Source organism: Pseudomonadota bacterium (assembly GCA_027624955.1).
Taxonomy (GTDB): domain Bacteria; phylum Pseudomonadota; class Alphaproteobacteria; order UBA828; family UBA828; genus PTKB01.
In genome coordinates this window covers 1-16,367 of the sequence record JAQBTG010000004.1, presented here as the reverse complement: position 1 = coordinate 16,367, position 16,367 = coordinate 1, and the positions used below count along the sequence as shown (strand labels likewise).

Below are 16,367 nucleotides of genomic sequence, written 5' to 3'. Positions count from 1 at the left end.
CCGGGCGGGGTTTGTTGCGCGGAATGTATCCTGAATTACCAGAAACTCGGCGCGGCCCAAGCGCCGACAGCATAAAAATAGAATGACGCGATCGACTTTCACTGGCCGACTGAACGGCGCGTATTTGATCGCCCTGGCCATGCTTGTCGCCGGTTTGCTGCTGTTGGCCCCGCTCCCGACCCTAGCGGCGGAAGACGGTGCGGCGACGTTCAGCGATGACGAAATTTCTGAATTGGTGCAGACGCTGGAAGACCCGGCCGAGCGCAAGCGCTTTTTGGGTGATCTCAAAACCCTGTTGGCGGCGCGCAAAGCGCTCGACCCAAACGACGATAGCGCCAGCGCAGGCGCCTCGGCCATGAAGAATATTTCCGATGGCCTTGAGCGCGTCGGCGAAGAATTGATCGGATTTTTTAAGGGTCTCGCCAACATACCGGAAGCCGCCCGTTGGCTCGGCGATGAATGGTCGGCGGAGGAATCGCGCAGCATTTGGATTGAAATGGTGTGGAAGCTCGCCGTGGTGATCGGCGGTGGCATTGTCGCCGCGTTGGTTCTCTCATTCGGCCTGCGCCGACCCCGGCGCTTTCTTGAATCCCGGCCGCGCCCCTCGCCCTGGCTGCGTCCGTTCATGCTGCTCGGGTACAATTTAATGCATGTGGTGCCGGCGCTCGCATTTGCCGGCGCCGGTTATGGCTTGCTTGCGGTGTTGGACCCGAATGAGGTGGTGCGCCTAGTGGCGCTGTCCGCGATCAACGCACATGTGGTTGCCGTGCTCCTCAAGACCGCAGCTTATCAGGGCCTTGCGCCCGCGACGCCCAATTTGCGCATGGCAACCATCAGCGACCGCACCGCCGTCTATTGCGTCATCTGGTGGCGCCGCCTCATCAACATCGCGGTCTATGGCTATTTTTTCTGCCAGGCGGTGCTGCTGCTGGGCTTGCCCGAGGTCGGATATCAGGCGCTGGTCAAAGTGCTGGGGTTGATCGTCGTGGCCCTGCTGATTTCGCTGATTCTGCAAAACAGGGTGACGTTCGCGACTTGGGTGCGCTCTGGCGGTGAACAAAGACGCTGGCGCGGGTTTTTTCTCGTCGCCTACCGCGTCGCCGATTTCTGGCACGTTCTGGCGATCCTGTACATTCTTGCCGGCGGCATGTTGGCGGCGGCGCTGGGATTAAACGGCTTCTTATTCTTTCTCAAAAGCTCGGCCGCCACTATCGCGATAGTCTGGGCCATGGGCTTCGCCCTGATCGGCATCCAAAAAGCGGTAGACCGCGGGTTCCGGCTGAGCAGCACGGTCAATGAGCGCTATCCCGGCATGCAGGAGCGGGTCAGCCGCTACCTGCCGGTGGCGCGGATCATTCTGCAATTATTCGTGATCGCATTGGCCATCACCCTGGTGGCGGAAGCGTGGTACATCGACGTCTTCAACTGGATTGCCAGCGATATTGGCGGCCTCATCATCGGTCGCCTGGTCTCGATCGTCGTGATCGCCCTCATCGCGCTGGCAATATGGGAAGTCACCAGTTCGGTGATCGACCGCTATCTCAGCGCCACCGACAAAGAAGGCACGCAGAAGGAGCGCGGCCAGAGGGCGCGCACTTTATTGCCGCTGGCGCGCAATACCCTACGTATCGTCATCGGCGTTGTTGCATTGTTGATGATCCTTACCGAAATCGGCATCGATGTGACGCCGATCCTGGCCGGCGTCGGGGTCATTGGCCTGGCCATTGGTTTCGGCGCGCAAACATTGGTCAAGGATATCATCACCGGCATCTTCATTCTCCTCGAGAACAGCCTTGCTGTCGGAGATGTGGTGAGCGTCAGCGGCTCGACAGGCGTAGTGGAAACCATCTCCATCCGGTCCATCCGTCTTCGCGACCTGCAGGGCAACGTGCACACCATTCCGTACAGCTCAGCCTCGACCGTGACCAATATGACCAAGGACTATTCGCATTACCTGATCGAGGCGGGTGTCGCATACCGCGAAGATTATGACGAGGTTGCTGAAATTCTGCGCGAAGTAGGCGAGGACTTGCGCGCCGATGCCGAATTTGGCGCAGATATTTTGGAGCCCATCACGATCATGGGCCTCGACCGTTTCGAGGATTCCGCCGTCATCGTGCGCGCCCGGCTGAAGACCACGGCGGGCAAACAATGGGGCATCGGGCGCGAATATAACCGCCGCCTCAAAACTGCCTTCGACGCGCGCGGTATCGAAATGCCGTTCCCGCATCAAACCATCTATTTTGGCGAGGATAAAGAAGGCCGCGCACCGCCGGCCTTCATCCGCCTTACGGCCGCCACCGAGGGCGAGCCTTCCAAACAAGGAGCGTCCGCTTCAAGCGAAAAAGAACAGGGCGACAATAGCGGCACGAGCGGCGACGGCCCTAGCGGCAACGGCGGCAACGGCGGCGGCCCCAGCGGCAACGATCGCTCGTGAATTGACGGTCCTGAATGGATAAAGACCAGCACATGCCTCCTGAGCGCCGCATCGGCGTGGTGAATTGGATCGGCCTGCGCACGCTCTACGGCAAGGAATGCCACCGCTTCTTCAAGGTCTGGCTGCAAACCATCGTCGCGCCGACAATCACCAGTCTGCTGTTTCTTGCCGTTTTTGCCCTCGCTATTGGACGTTACGTGCCGGAGATTGGCGGCGTCAGTTTTCTGCAATTCATGGCGTCCGGACTAATCGTCATGGCGATGATGCAGAACGCCTTCGCCAACACCTCCTCTTCGCTGATGATCTCCAAGGTGCAGGGCAATGTTGTCGATGTGTTGATGCCGCCCTTGAGCCCGGTTGAATTACTCATCGGCTTCGCCTTCGGCGGCGTCTCGCGCGGCCTTGTCGTGGCGCTCGTGCTGTCGCTGGTGATGCTGCCCTTCGTTCATCTCGAAGTGCATGATCTCGGCTTTTTGCTGCTGCACGCTGTCGCCGCGTCGCTGATGCTTTCCCTGCTCGGCCTGTTAACGGCGATCTGGGCCGAAAAATTTGATCAGCTGGCGGCGGTGACAAATTTTGTCGTCACGCCGTTGGCTTTTCTGTCCGGAACATTTTATTCCATCGAACGGCTGCCGGAGCCGCTTTTAACGGCAAGCAAATTCAACCCGCTATTCTACCTGATCGACGGCTTCCGCTACGGCATGATCGGCCATGCGGATGGCTCGCTCGCCGTCGGAGCCGCCGTCGTGCTCGGCTGCATCGCGGTTATGTGGTTGATATGCCTTAAAATATTGGCATCGGGCTACCGCCTTAAGTCGTAAACCGAGGGTGCGTTGACTTCCGGAGCCCGCGGCCCGATATTCCTTGCTTCCCTGCGATCCGTGCGCGCAATCTTCGCGGGTAGCAAACCACCCCTCGGGGAGTCTGGAGGAAAGTGTGTCGTCCGCACTCGTGCAGAATTACGCCCGTATCGATGTCGCCTTTGAGCGCGGCGAAGGTGCCTATCTATACGCCGATGACGGTCGGCGATTTCTCGATTTCGCCAGCGGCATCGGCGTCACCAGTCTGGGCCATGCACATCCCGCGGTAACCAAGGCGCTGAAGAATCAGGCAGACAAGCTGTGGCACGTCTCCAACCTTTATAATATCGAGCCCCAGGCGCGTCTGGCCGAGCGCCTCGTGGCTAATTCTTTCGCCGATAGGGCGTTTTTCTGTAATTCAGGCGCCGAGGCCGTCGAGGCGTCGCTCAAGATGGCGCGCATTTATCACAGCACCAAGGGTGACACGGCGCGCTACCGCGTGATCACCGCCGTCAACGCCTTTCATGGCCGCACCCTGGCAACCATCGCCGCCGGCGGACAGGCAAAGCATCTCGATGGATTCGGCCCCAAGGTCGACGGCTTTGACCAGATTGCATTGAATGATCTGGCCGCGGCAAAAGCCGCTATCGGACCGGAGACCGCCGCGATCATCGTCGAGCCAGTTCAGGGCGAAGGCGGCATTCGCGTCGCGGACCATGAATTCCTCAGCGGCTTGAGAGCGCTTTGCGACAATGCTGGAATCTTGCTCATATACGACGAAATCCAATGCGGCATGGGGCGGACCGGTAAACTCTGGGCGCATGAATGGTCAGGCGTCACGCCGGACATCATGGCCTTGGCCAAGGCGCTCGGAAACGGCTTCCCGATCGGCGCCGTGCTGGCCACCGAAGCGGTCGCCGAGACTCTCGTTCCCGGCAAGCACGGCACCACCTTCGGCGGCAATCCTCTAGCTACGTCGGTCGGCAATGCCGTCCTCGATGAAATGCTGGCGGATGGATTCCTGGCCCATGCTGAACGCATGGGCGCTTTGTTGCGCAAACGTCTCGAAGGCCTGATCGGCAACAAACGGGTATTTTCGGAAGTGCGCGGCGTCGGCCTGATGCTCGGTCTGCAATGCACCGATTCCAATCTCAATTTGATGACCGCGCTGCGCGAGCAGGGTTTGCTCAGCGTGGTTGCCGACGGCAATGTGCTGCGCCTGCTACCCCCGTTGATCATCGGCGAAGCGGAGATCGATGAAGCGTGCGCGGCACTGGAGCGTGCCTGCGCTGGCATAGAATCGTGAGCGCAATCCGCCATTTTATCGGGCTCGAAATGTTCGAGCCCGCAGTTCTCCGACACATGATCTCCCGCGCCGCGGAACTCAAACGCGTGCCCAAGACCTACCCAGACGCGCTTGCCGGCAAGACGCTGGCGATGATTTTCGAAACCCCATCCACACGGACGCGGATTTCCTTCGATGTTGCCATGTACAAGCTTGGCGGCCGCTCGATCACACTGTCGCCGGGCGAATTGCAACTCGGCCGGGGTGAATCGATCGGCGATACGGCGCGCGTACTGTCGCGCTATGTCGATGCCATATTGCTGCGCACCACTAACCATGATTCGCTGCTGCAACTTGTGCAACATGCCGGCGTGCCGATCATCAATGGCCTGACTGACCGCACCCATCCCTGCCAGCTAATGGCCGATGTGCTCACTTTTGAGGAACATCGAGGCGCCATTGCCGGGCGCCGCATCGCCTGGCTCGGCGACGGCAACAATATGGCGGCGACGTGGATTCAAGCAGCGGCGCAGTTCGACTTCTCGCTGCGCCTCGCATGCACGAACGCATACCCGCCGGACGGCGAAATCCTCGATTGGGCGCTCGCCCGGGGCGCCGATGTGGACGTGACGGAGAATGTCCGTGACGCCGTTCGCGGCGCAGACTGTGTCGTCACGGACACCTGGATTTCCATGAGCGACGACGCCGGCAAGCAAAAGATAGAAGCCTTGCGGCCCTATCAGGTTAACGAGGAAGTCATGGCCGACGCGGCACCGGACGCCGTTTTTCTCCACTGCCTGCCGGCCAAACGCGGCCTCGAAGTAACTGAAGCGGTTATTGAAGGCGCCCATTCGCTGGTCTTTGACGAGGCGGAAAACCGCCTTCATGCACAGGAGGCTATCTTGCTTTGGTGCCTGGCCGGGGATTCATGACTAAAACCACCGCCCCCACTGCTGCCCCCTCCGTCGCTCCCACGATCGCTCCGAACGCCTCGCCGGATGATTTCGTCCGCAGCTTTCGGCTCGACAAAGCCGGGGTCCGCGGCCGCCAGGTGCGCTTGGGCAACGCGCTCAACACCGTGTTGGTTCAGCATGATTATCCTGCCCCGGTGTCGCGTCTGCTCGGCGAGTTGATTGCCCTGAGCACGCTTCTGGCAAGCACGATCAAATATGACGGCGTGTTCACCGTGCAGACGCGCGGTGACGGGCCGCTCAGCATGATGGTCGCCGATATCACCAGCTCCGGCACGCTGCGCGGCTACGCTGATTTTGACTCCGATGCGCTTGCCGCCGCGCTGGCGGCTGGAGAAGAAGGCTCAGTGCCCCGTTTGCTGGGCGCCGGACATCTCGCCTTTACCGTCGACCAGGGGCCGGATACGGAACGCTATCAGGGGATCGTGGCGCTCGAAGGCGCGACTCTAAGCGAGTGCGCGCATAATTATTTCCGCCAATCCGAACAGATCGCAACCGCGATCCAACTCGCCGCCGAGTGCGTCTCAGGCGGGTGGCGCGGCGGCGCACTCATGCTCCAGCACGAGCCGGGCGGTGGCGGATATGACAGGCCGCTCGGGCGCGATGCACTGCCCGACACGCCGGGCGCTGGACTGGAAGACCAGGAGGCAAACGAAGATTGGCGCCGCGCCGTAATCCTCATGAGCAGTGTGACACCGGTCGAACTTCTCGACCCGGCACTCGGCTCCGATACCTTGCTGTTCCGCCTGTTTCACGAGGAATCGGTGCGCGTTCATCCGCCGCGCCGAATGGCCTTTGGCTGCCGCTGCTCGCGCGACCGCGTCGAAAATACTCTAAAGGCGCTCCCTCAAGCTGAGATCAGGGCGTTAAATATCGATGGCCGGGTGGTGGTGACCTGTCAGTTCTGCAATAAGTCCGAATCCTTTGCTGATATCGAGCTCGACGCCATATATGCAGCGTGACCCCAAACAGGGACGGAGAAGCGGCATGACCGCTCATAAGGAGAGACCGGCCATGATAAGGCGGCTGTTTAGAACAAAAACATGGATCTTCGCTATCGCAGTGATCGCTGTCGGCGCCTTAGGTGCTTGCGAGACCACAGTGACGCGTCCGGTCATCCCGGAGCTTTCTTTTAAACATCTGCCGGCGTTGAGTCTCAAAGTCGGGCGCATTGAAATAGTCGAGAAATATCGCTCGCCGCTGCGCCCGCCCAATGTCGAACATCTCTTTCCGACCCCGATCTCTGCAGCGCTCCTCCGCTGGAGCGACGACCGCTTAAAGGCGGAAGGCGGGCCCAACGTCATGCATGTCATCATCGAGGACGCCAGCGCTGTCTCTGAGGAATTGGAGACCAACACGGATTTGGAGGGTTTGTTCACCACTGAACAGGCCGAGCGGGTCGATGCCCGCCTACAGGTCAGAATCGAGATCAGCGATGAGAACGGCGAGGTTTTGGCGTTTACGTCCACCGAAGCGACGCGCACGCGGACCACGCCAGAGAATGTTTCGCTCAGCGAGCGGGATCAAATTTATAACGATCTGACCATCGCCGTGATGAACGATTTCAACACCAGCCAAGAGCAAGGCATCAGGCGGCACTTCGACAATTTTCTAAATTAGCCGTCAGCTACGCCGCAACGCGCTTCACTCCGTGTCTTTGTCCTTTAGACGAGCACGGTCGATGAATTTTTTTCCGTCTAGTTCCAAATCCTGCCGCTCTGCGCTGATTTTCTCGACTAAGCGCTCTATCCGCGTGCGCCCGGTGCGTTCTTTATTTAAGGCGCCGGTCTTCCGCGTTTCCTCTTTCTTCCGCTGCTTGCGGTATTGGTTGAGATTCGTAATCTCCGCCATCGCTTCCGACTTTCTCTGGTTAGCGCGCCGTTTTGAGCCTAGTTTAACCCAGATTTGGCCCGTAGCGCTTCACTCCAACCGGCGTGATGAGGTAGCCTAACCCAAATGAATTCTGATGTTAATAACGCTTCGCACACCGCGCCGTACGGCCCCGGCGGCGTCTAACTAAACCGGATGCACTGAACCGATACGATGAAAATTCTTTATGGCGTACTCGCCTTCATTGTCTTGGTGGTCGTCGCGGCGTTTGTGGTGCCCAGCTTCATCGACTGGAACAGCTATAAACCCGAAATTACCGAGCGCATCGAAGCCCTAACCGGACGTCAATTATCGATCGACGGGGATATCGATATTGCCCTCCTGCCCAGCCCCAAATTGCGCATTTCGGACGCGCGTTTATCCAATTTGGAGGGTGCCAAGAGCGCTGATATGGCGCGCCTTCAGGCGCTTGACCTCCGGCTGGCCTTGGGGCCACTCATATCCGGCGATATTCAGGTTTCCAGCCTTACCTTGATCGATCCCGTGATCGAGATGGAGCGCCTAGCGGACGGGCGTACAAACTGGCTTTTCACGCCGCTCCCGGGCGACGCGGCCGCGGCCGGCGCTACTGGCGGGGACGGCGACACGCCGGGCGACGCCGGAGGAGAAGACGCAACCGCGATAAGCTTGGATTCGGTGTCAATTCAGAACGGCACCATCATCTACCGCGATAGCACCGCTGATACGGTTGAATATTTCCAGCGCCTCAACGGCTCGCTCTCCGCCAAATCTCTGGACGGGCCGTTTCGTGGCGATGGCAGTCTAGAAGTGCGCGGCCTCGAAACGTCATTTCAGATCGCCAGCGGACGCAAGCGCGATGACGGACATATGCCGGTCTCGCTTAAAATCGAGTTAGGCGAAGATTTGGCGCAGCTCGGTTTCGAAGGCAAGATATTCGTCCGCGACGCCGGCAGCGATGGATCGGGAACCCTGCGGGCGTCGGGGCCGGACCTGGCGGCTTTGGCCGCAGCGATGGGCGTCGACGGCGCGCAATCGCTCGCCTCTGACAATTTCTCGCTAAAAGCCGAGACCGTGCTTTCAGAGACCGGCCTGACCCTCGATGACCTACAAATTCGCCTCGGCGAGACACAAGCCAACGGCGCCATCGCCTATCTGACCGGGGCTCCGGATCGGCTCGACGCGGAGATTAAAATAAACCGCTTCGATCTCGATAAAATCACCGAAAACGGCGCGGCGGCTCGCGGTACCGAGGAGACAAATCAAATAGCGACCGGTGAAACTGGGGCGGCCGGCAGCGAGAGCAGCGAAGGCCGCGCGGACGGCGGCGCACAAGACGCCGCCCGGGAAACTGCGATCGATGTTTATCTGGCGATGCTGCCAACCGATCTCGCTGCCTCGATTGACCTCGAAGTTCAGACGCTGCGCTATCTCGACGGCGTGGTGCAACAGGCGCATGCCGTCCTGTCGCTCGACGAAGGTGTCATCACCATTCAACAGGCCACCGCCTTGCTGCCGGGCGGCAGCAATGTCGCTCTGTTCGGCCAAATATCGCCGTCCGAGAGCGGCGCGCGCTTCGACGGTCAAGTGGACATGGCATCCGACGATGTCCGGGCGTTTATTTCCTGGCTCGACCTTCTCAATGCGTCGGACCTCCCAGCCGACCGTTTGCGGCGTTTCAGCCTAACCGCCGGCCTGAGCGCGGACGCAACTGGCGGCGAGCTGTCAGCGCTCGATCTCCGTATCGACGCCTCGCGCCTGCAGGGCTACGCCAATTTCGCGCTTGGAACGCCCAACGTCCTGGACGCCAATCTGCACTTGGACAACCTCAACGCGGACGCCTATCTGACCGCCACGGCAAACGCCGGACAAGGCGATGCCGCCCCGGACGGGGGCACCGAGACAGCGACGGAATCCGCAAGCGGCGGCGCCGAGGCCGCCGCACCGTCTGTCACGTCGGGTGGCAGCGCGCTGGCCGTTCTCGACACGCTGAACGCCACATTGAAAATGACTGTCGGCCGCCTCAGTTATGGCGGCGCTATTCTGTCAGGCGTTACCCTCGAAAGCGTTCTCTCAGACAAAATCCTTACTGTGCAGCGTCTTGAAATATCCGATCTTTCCGGCGCCAAGCTGGCGATAAATGGCGAGATACGCGACCCGGCCGGCGAGCCGGATGTCACGCTCAATTTTGACGCCAAAGCCGATTCGATTCTCGGCTTGATTCGCGTCGCCGGCATCACGCCCAACTTCAGCACTGACAATTTGGGCGCGGTCAGCCTGTCGGGCGTCCTCTCCGGTGGGCGTGACTCGGTCAATTTGAACGCCCGGCTCGATACCCGGCCAGCTAAACTGTCGCTGATCGGAAGCATCGCCACGCCGCTCGACAATGCGGTCCTCAATTTTGGCCTGGAACTGCGCGCACCGGACACGGCGGAACTGCTGCGCGCCGCCGATATGACACCGCCCAAACTGGCCCACCGGCTGGGTGCGCTCGCGCTCGATGGTGGCCTCGATGGCAGCCTTGAGGCGCTCAATATGAGCCTCTCCGCACGCGCCGCCGGCAATCATTTGCAAGTCGCCGGCAATCTCGCGGATTTTTCCACGGGCGGACAAGGCGAACAAGGCGGACGTTATGACTTGGTGTTCGATCTCGACAATCCGAGCTTCGCCACCTTGGCCGAACTGCTGAGCGGCGCCGCCTATGAAGGCGAAGATGCCGGCGAGGTGCGCATCAAGGGCCGCCTGGCGGGCGACGCAAACTCGGCGGCAATTTCCGACCTCAGCCTCGCCATCGGCAAGACCCATATCGCCGGCGCGGCAGAAATTATGCTGGGCGGCCCGGTGCCGGTCCTGCACGCCAATCTGCAAGCCGGCCTGCTCGACGCCGGCCTCTTTGTCGGCAGCAGTTCGGCCGGCGGCGATCAAGCCAATGCGGCTGAATCCAGCGGCGGCGCTACGGCAACATCCGATTCCAACTCCGCTGCTCAAAGCACAGCACCGGCCGCGCAACGCCAAGCGGGACAATGGTCGCGTGAGCCATTCGACCTTTCGCCGCTAGCTGAAATCGAGGCCGACATATCCGTGCAGGCGGAAGCCATTCTAGCCGGCGGCTACCGCTTTGATCAGGCTGAGTTAAAACTCCGTGTTGCCGGCGGCGCGCTCGAGATCGACTCGTTGCGCGGGCGCCTGTTCGACGGCCTGTTGGAGGCCGAGGGCCGCGTTGCCGACGCCCAACCGCCGCAAGCCAGCCTCGCCTTCAAGCTCGACGGCATAGACATGGCCCAAGCGCTGCGCGAGGCCGCGCAAACCGAAGCCGTCACCGGGCGGGCCAGTGTTAATGGCCGCCTCACCAGCGCAGGCTACAGCGAATATGATTTGGTCCGCGCCTTACAAGGCGACGCCACATTGCGCGCCGGCAACGGCACGGTCGAGGGCGTGGATCTGCGCGTCCTGAGTGACCGGTTGGGTGAGCTCAACGATCCCACCGATTTTCTCGGTTTGGCGGATTCCGGACTCTCAGGCGGCACCACCCGGCTCGATTCGCTCGACGGTACCGTCCAGATCAGGGACGGCCTGGCGACCACCAATGACCTTGTTGTCCTCGCCGATGGCGGTCGCGGAGATATTCGCGGCACCGCCGATTTGCCGTCCTGGCAGCTCGATCTCATCGCCCTCTTTGACCTCACCGACCATCCCAAAGCCCCGCCGGTGGGCGTTCGGATGACCGGCGCCATCGACAACCCAGCGCGCGAACTTTTGATCTCCGAGATGCAGGCCTATCTGATCAAGCGCATCGCCAAAACATCAATCGGCAAACTGGTCGTACCCAAACTGCGCAAGGGCGCCAAAGCCGAGCCCGGTTCGATCGAGGACACATTGCTGCGCGGCATATTCGGCGATCCCGACGATGACGCACCAGCCCCCGCGCAGCCGCCAACCGAACAGTCCGCACCGGCGCTCGCGCCGCAAACAGACGGCTCGGAAGCGACCAGCCTGGCGCCACAAAAAAACGGAGCGGAACCGCCGGGCCTCGCCCCTCAACAAGGCGAAAGCCACACCGAGCGGGCGCCCGCACCAGCGCCGGCGCCCGCCCCGGAGCGCGCAAAAGACGACCCGCTGTCACCAACGGATATTTTGAAAGGCGTGTTCGATATCATTGGCGATTAGCGGCGATTAGCGGCGATTAGCGGCGATTAGCGGCGATTAGCGGCGATTAATTCGGAGAACGCAGTACTCGCCGGTGATAAGCCTTTCCGCCCCGGCGAAGAGAAAGGGTTGGATTGGCGGGGCGAACCGAGCGCGCGATGCGCGCTTTGACCCCCCCCGCTCCCAAGCCCTCTGCCCCTCAGGGGAGAAGGTTTTGATCGTACCGGCGTTGATCGTCGGGTCTTGACGGGGCAAGAGGGCGCTGGCTTTAGTAATCGCCCACCGCCGTCCGGGGGGAGTGGCACGAATAATCGTAATTTGGGGGAGAAGCCGAATATGTCCGATGTCGCAGCGCTGTTAAAACGCATCAAAGACGAGGGTATCAGGAACGTCGATTTTTGTTTCACCGATCCGCGCGGCAAATGGCATCACCTGACCTATCATGTGAGCGCGGTGGATGTTGAACTGTTCGCCGACGGCGTCATGTTCGACGGCTCGTCGATCGCCGGCTGGAAGGACATCAACGAGTCCGACATGTTGCTGAGCCCGCGCCCCGAGTCGGCGGCGATGGATCCGTTCGCCGAGCTGCCGACGCTGATGCTGGTGTGCGACGTCAAGGAACCGCGCACCGGCGAATATTACGGTCGCGGCCCGCGCGGTGTGGCCAAGCGGGCGGAAGCGTACCTCACCGAAACCGGCATCGGCGATACCGCCTATTTCGGCCCGGAGCCGGAATTTTTCGTCTTCGACAGCGTGCATTTTTCGGTCGACCAGAACCACTCATTTTATAAGATCGATTCCACCGAAGGCCCCTACAACTCGGGCAAGGAATATCCCGAAGGCAATCTCGGCCACCGGCCGCGCGCCAAGGGCGGCTACTTCCCGGTAGCACCGGTCGATCATGGCGGCGCGATGCGGGCGCAAATGCTCGAAGTGTTGATCGACATGGGAGTCGAAATCGAAAAGCACCATCACGAAGTGGCGCCGAGCCAGCACGAACTCGGCATGCGCTTCGACACGCTGGTGCACAGCGCCGACGCCATCCAGAAATTCAAATATGTCGTCCACAATGTCGCCGACTCGCACGGCAAGAGCGCAACCTTTATGCCCAAGCCGGTAATGCACGACAACGGCTCCGGCATGCACACCCATCAGTCGATCTGGAAGGACGGCATACCGTTGTTTGCCGGTGACGGCTATGATGGGCTCTCCGACATGGCGCTATTCTATATCGGTGGCATCATCAAGCACGCCCGCGCGCTCAACGCCTTCACCAACCCCACAACCAACAGCTATAAACGGCTGGTGCCTGGTTTCGAGGCGCCGGTATTCCTGTGCTACGCCTCGCGCAACCGCTCTGCGGCGTGCCGCATTCCGCATGTCGAGAGCGCCAAGGGCAAGCGCGTCGAGGTGCGCTTTCCCGACCCCTCGGCCAATCCCTACCTCGCCTTCGCGGCAATGTTGATGGCCGGGTTGGACGGCATCGAAAACAAGATTCATCCGGGCGATCCGTTGGAGCGCAATCTTTACGATATGTCGGAGGAGGAAATCGTGGAATTGCCGACCGTTTGCAGGAGCCTGCGGGAAGCGTGCCGGGCATTATCCGCGGATCGGGACTTTCTCAAAAAGGGCGACGTCTTCACCGACGACATGATCGACGGCTACCTTCATCTCAAGCGCGAGGAACTTCACGCATTCGAGACGACGACATCGCCGCTGGAGTTTGAGCTGTACTACAGCGTTTAGTTTAGCGGCTTGAGGCCGGAAACCTTGATATTGAACTCGAGTCACCCCGACCGACTATTTCGCTGAGGTCATCGCAGATGTCGCCGCAGATGCACCCGGTGCATCGGAGAATATGCGGCAAGAGAGCGTGCTGACCCCCATGCTCCAAGAGTTCGCCTGCTATAGGGGCGACAAGCGGCGATAGAGGAATTGCAAATCCATCAGATGTCCGAGTTGGGTGGCAGTCAAACTGAGACACTAAACACACCGGTTCGGCACGGCTGCTGTTGTTTGATCAGCAAACATTTGAGGACCAATACCGGCCCAATAAAAAGCTACCGGGCATGACAAAAACCCTCTCCCCTATGGGAAGAGGGTTTTGTTTCGGTACTGCCCAGTCATTTTCCGCTGCGCATCTCTTTCAGCACGAACACCCTGAGCGCGCTCGACAAGTTCCCTTGCCGGGTGCGGTCCACTTCGCTTACCAGGGCGCTGAGTGATTCGCGGCGGGCGGCGGCGATGGTCTTCAAAGCCTGCCAGAATTCCGGCTCTAGCGACACCGACGTGCGGTGGCCATCGATCGCGACGGAATATTTGCCGATTATCTGCGCCACGTTAGTACCAACGGGTCATAAGAGTGACCATTTGTATGTTCCCTCAGGCGCCGGGCGGACGAATCCGCGCCGTCTTTGGCGGTCCCTCATTCGCCGGGCGGCCACGTCCGTGGCCTTGGCCTGGGGCTTACCTCGCACAAGCTCGGGCGCGCGGCCTCTCATTTTTTGAAGCCCCTCAGACGCCGGGCGGTCGCCTCCGCTCCACATGACTCCTTGGGGGCTACCTCGTATTAACTCGGGCGCGCGGTCGCGCTTGCCGGAATGCTGGTCGCATCCCGGATTGGCTCCCTGCATACTCCGAGCCCCGCGCCATTTACTATTTGCTCGGGCCGACCATCTTTAACGGGTCCACCCATTTATCGAACTCGGCCGCGCTTAAGAGCCCAAGTGCCAGGGATGCTTCCTTCAAGGTGGTGCCGTCGGTGTGCGCCTTTTTCGCCGCCTTGGCAGCGTTATCGTAGCCAATATAGGGGTTCAGCGCAGTCACCAGCATCAGCGATTCATGCAGCAACTGCTCGATGCGGGCATGGTTGGCCTCGATGCCGCGCACGCAATTGTCGTTGAAGCTACGCGCGCCGTCGGCCAGCAAGCGGATCGATTGCAGCAGATTGTAAATCATCACCGGCTTGAACACGTTGAGCTCGAAATGGCCATTCGAACCGGCGATTGTAATCGTGGTGTGATTACCCATTACCTGCGTGCACACCATGGTCAGCGCCTCGGATTGTGTCGGGTTGACCTTGCCCGGCATGATCGATGAGCCGGGCTCGTTGGCCGGCAGCGACAATTCGCCGATGCCGCAGCGCGGACCGGAGCCGAGCAAGCGGATGTCGTTGGCGATCTTCATCAGGCTGGCGGCGATAGTATTGAGCGCGCCCGACATCTCCACCAGGGCGTCATGCGCGGCGAGGGCCTCGAATTTATTCTCTGCCGTTTTGAACGGCAGGCCGGTCAGCTTGGCCACTTCGGCCGCAAAGACTTTGTCAAAACCTACCTTGGTATTGAGACCGGTGCCCACCGCCGTGCCACCTTGGGCGAGTTGGAAGAGCCGCGGCAGCGCCGTTTTGACCCGCGCCAGACCGTATTTCACCTGTGTCGCGTAGCCGGAAAATTCCTGCCCCAGGGTAAGCGGCGTGGCGTCCTGCAAATGCGTGCGGCCGATTTTGACGATTTTATTAAACGCCTTTGCTTTGCTCTGCAGGCCCGCCTGCAACGCGGCCAGCGACGGCAGCAGCTCACCGCAGACCTGTTCAACGGCGGCAATATGCATGGCGGTGGGAAAGGTATCGTTTGAGGATTGTCCGCAATTGACATGATCGTTGGGATGCACCGGGGCTTTTTGCCCCATCGGCTTCTTCAGAATTTCGGCGGCGCGGTTGGCGATGACCTCATTGGCATTCATGTTGGACTGGGTACCCGAGCCGGTCTGCCAGACGACGAGCGGGAAATGATCGTTGAGGGCGCCCTCCGCCACTTCGCGCGCGGCCTGCTGCAACGCCTTGGAGATGCCCTTGGGAAGATCGCCCTGGCGCGCATTTACCCGCGCTGCGGCAAGCTTGACGATACCCAAGCCGCGCACCAGCGGATCGGGCATTCGCTCGCCACCGATCTTGAAATTTTGCAAGCTGCGCTGGGTCTGCGCACCCCAATAACTCGCCGCCGGCACGTCGATCTTGCCGATCGAATCGCTTTCCGTCCGCGTTTTTGCTGTCTTGCTCATAACCTTTACCGCTCCCCCTGCTTAGGTTCCGCCTGATCGCTGTTTCATAGTACGGGAAGGGGTTCCTGTGTCACAATGCTGGCCACTTTCGGCTGTTCAATTTCCCCACTGCACGATGTATATTCCCGCCATGGCATATGTCACGGTTCCCAACCGCCCGGCCCTCGCCGGAGCGCTCAAAGCTGCGACCCAGGAACAGCACGCCGGGCTTTGTCAGACTAACTAGGCATGATCTGGCTGATCAGAATCTGCAGACCACTCACGCGGCGAGTTTGCGCCATTCGGCCAGGGCGATCGATCGGTTTTGTTTGAAAATGTCGCGGCGATTGAGGTGACGTTCCAGGTTGAAGTGGTTGTGTATCGAGGCATGGACGGAGGCGAACTTCTGCAGGGTCTTGATATCTCTGAATCTCGCCATTGCACCTTCTCTTCTTCGAAACGGCTGGTGTGAGTTTTCGGCCCGGTTGTTGAGCCACTGACCGCACTCCTGATCGGCGGCATTACCGATTACCTTCATCGCGGCCCGGTAGGAGCGAAGCCGGTCGGTTACGATGGATCGCGGCCGGCCGTAACGCTTCATCGTCCGCTTCAGGAACTTCATCGCAGCCCTGCGATCCCGGCGCTTTGTCGCAAATACCTCGAGTACCTCGCCTTCGTGATCAACTGCCCGCCACAGGTAATGCGTCTCGCCATTGATGCGCACGAACACCTCATCCAGGTGCCAACGCCATCGTGAAAACGATCGACGCTGAACACGACGCTTCCTGATTTCCGCGGCAAACATCGGGCCGAACCGGTTCCACCAGAACCGCACCGTCTCA

General features: G+C 60.4%; 12 protein-coding genes. 8 read left to right on the top strand and 4 right to left on the bottom strand.

All coding sequences use genetic code 11. The annotated features are described in order from the left end of the window. Positions 1–82: 82 nt before the first annotated feature. The 6 genes from O3A94_02535 (at position 83) to O3A94_02510 (ending at position 7,113) form a co-directional block, all read left to right on the top strand. Positions 83–2,437: a mechanosensitive ion channel gene (locus O3A94_02535; GenBank protein MDA1355127.1), complete on the top strand. Its 2,355-nt coding sequence runs from the start codon at positions 83–85 to the stop codon at positions 2,435–2,437. A gap of 14 nt (positions 2,438–2,451) precedes the next feature. After that, entirely contained in the window at positions 2,452–3,258 is an 807-nt protein-coding gene (locus O3A94_02530) for an ABC transporter permease (protein MDA1355126.1), read from the top strand. Positions 3,259–3,373: 115 nt separating this feature from the next. Next, positions 3,374–4,543, top strand: a complete 1,170-nt coding sequence (locus O3A94_02525; GenBank protein ID MDA1355125.1) for an aspartate aminotransferase family protein — start codon at positions 3,374–3,376, stop codon at positions 4,541–4,543. After that, the gene (gene argF, locus O3A94_02520; protein ID MDA1355124.1) at positions 4,540–5,454 is read left to right on the top strand and encodes an ornithine carbamoyltransferase; all 915 of its coding nucleotides are present in this window, start codon (positions 4,540–4,542) and stop codon (positions 5,452–5,454) included. Before O3A94_02525 ends, argF begins: the two co-directional genes overlap by 4 nt. Beyond that, a complete protein-coding gene (locus O3A94_02515; GenBank protein MDA1355123.1) occupies positions 5,451–6,455 on the top strand; it encodes an Hsp33 family molecular chaperone HslO in 1,005 nt (334 codons plus the stop codon). The genes argF and O3A94_02515 overlap by 4 nt, the downstream gene beginning before the upstream one ends. 52 nt (positions 6,456–6,507) lie before the next feature. Continuing rightward, on the top strand, positions 6,508–7,113 hold the full coding sequence (locus O3A94_02510) for a hypothetical protein (GenBank protein MDA1355122.1): 606 nt from the start codon (positions 6,508–6,510) through the stop codon (positions 7,111–7,113). Positions 7,114–7,137: 24 nt separating this feature from the next. On the opposite strand, the gene O3A94_02505 is transcribed toward O3A94_02510, so the two are convergent. Further along, entirely contained in the window at positions 7,138–7,344 is a 207-nt protein-coding gene (locus tag O3A94_02505; protein ID MDA1355121.1) for a DUF4169 family protein, read from the bottom strand. A gap of 192 nt (positions 7,345–7,536) precedes the next feature. On the opposite strand from O3A94_02505, the gene O3A94_02500 reads away from it, so the two are divergent. Continuing rightward, on the top strand, positions 7,537–11,508 hold the full coding sequence (locus tag O3A94_02500) for an AsmA family protein (protein ID MDA1355120.1): 3,972 nt from the start codon (positions 7,537–7,539) through the stop codon (positions 11,506–11,508). A gap of 315 nt (positions 11,509–11,823) precedes the next feature. Further along, a complete protein-coding gene (glnA, locus tag O3A94_02495) occupies positions 11,824–13,233 on the top strand; it encodes a type I glutamate--ammonia ligase (protein MDA1355119.1) in 1,410 nt (469 codons plus the stop codon). A gap of 377 nt (positions 13,234–13,610) precedes the next feature. On the opposite strand, the gene O3A94_02490 is transcribed toward glnA, so the two are convergent. From O3A94_02490 to O3A94_02480, 3 genes are all read right to left on the bottom strand, one after another. Next, a complete protein-coding gene (locus O3A94_02490) occupies positions 13,611–13,826 on the bottom strand; it encodes a ribbon-helix-helix domain-containing protein (GenBank protein ID MDA1355118.1) in 216 nt (71 codons plus the stop codon). Positions 13,827–14,142: 316 nt separating this feature from the next. Then, positions 14,143–15,546: a class II fumarate hydratase gene (gene fumC / locus O3A94_02485; protein MDA1355117.1), complete on the bottom strand. Its 1,404-nt coding sequence runs from the start codon at positions 15,544–15,546 to the stop codon at positions 14,143–14,145. A gap of 259 nt (positions 15,547–15,805) precedes the next feature. Continuing rightward, the coding region (locus O3A94_02480; GenBank protein MDA1355116.1) for an IS6 family transposase at positions 15,806–16,367 on the bottom strand (562 nt) is incomplete at its 5' end.

Coding starts and splice junctions, on each gene's coding strand:
- O3A94_02535 (MDA1355127.1), top strand. CDS start 83: ATGACGCGATCGACTTTCACTGGCCGACTGAACGGCGCGTATTTGATC.
- O3A94_02530 (MDA1355126.1), top strand. CDS start 2,452: ATGGATAAAGACCAGCACATGCCTCCTGAGCGCCGCATCGGCGTGGTG.
- O3A94_02515 (MDA1355123.1), top strand. CDS start 5,451: ATGACTAAAACCACCGCCCCCACTGCTGCCCCCTCCGTCGCTCCCACG.
- O3A94_02510 (MDA1355122.1), top strand. CDS start 6,508: ATGATAAGGCGGCTGTTTAGAACAAAAACATGGATCTTCGCTATCGCA.
- O3A94_02505 (MDA1355121.1), bottom strand. CDS start 7,344: ATGGCGGAGATTACGAATCTCAACCAATACCGCAAGCAGCGGAAGAAA.
- O3A94_02500 (MDA1355120.1), top strand. CDS start 7,537: ATGAAAATTCTTTATGGCGTACTCGCCTTCATTGTCTTGGTGGTCGTC.
- glnA (MDA1355119.1), top strand. CDS start 11,824: ATGTCCGATGTCGCAGCGCTGTTAAAACGCATCAAAGACGAGGGTATC.
- fumC (MDA1355117.1), bottom strand. CDS start 15,546: ATGAGCAAGACAGCAAAAACGCGGACGGAAAGCGATTCGATCGGCAAG.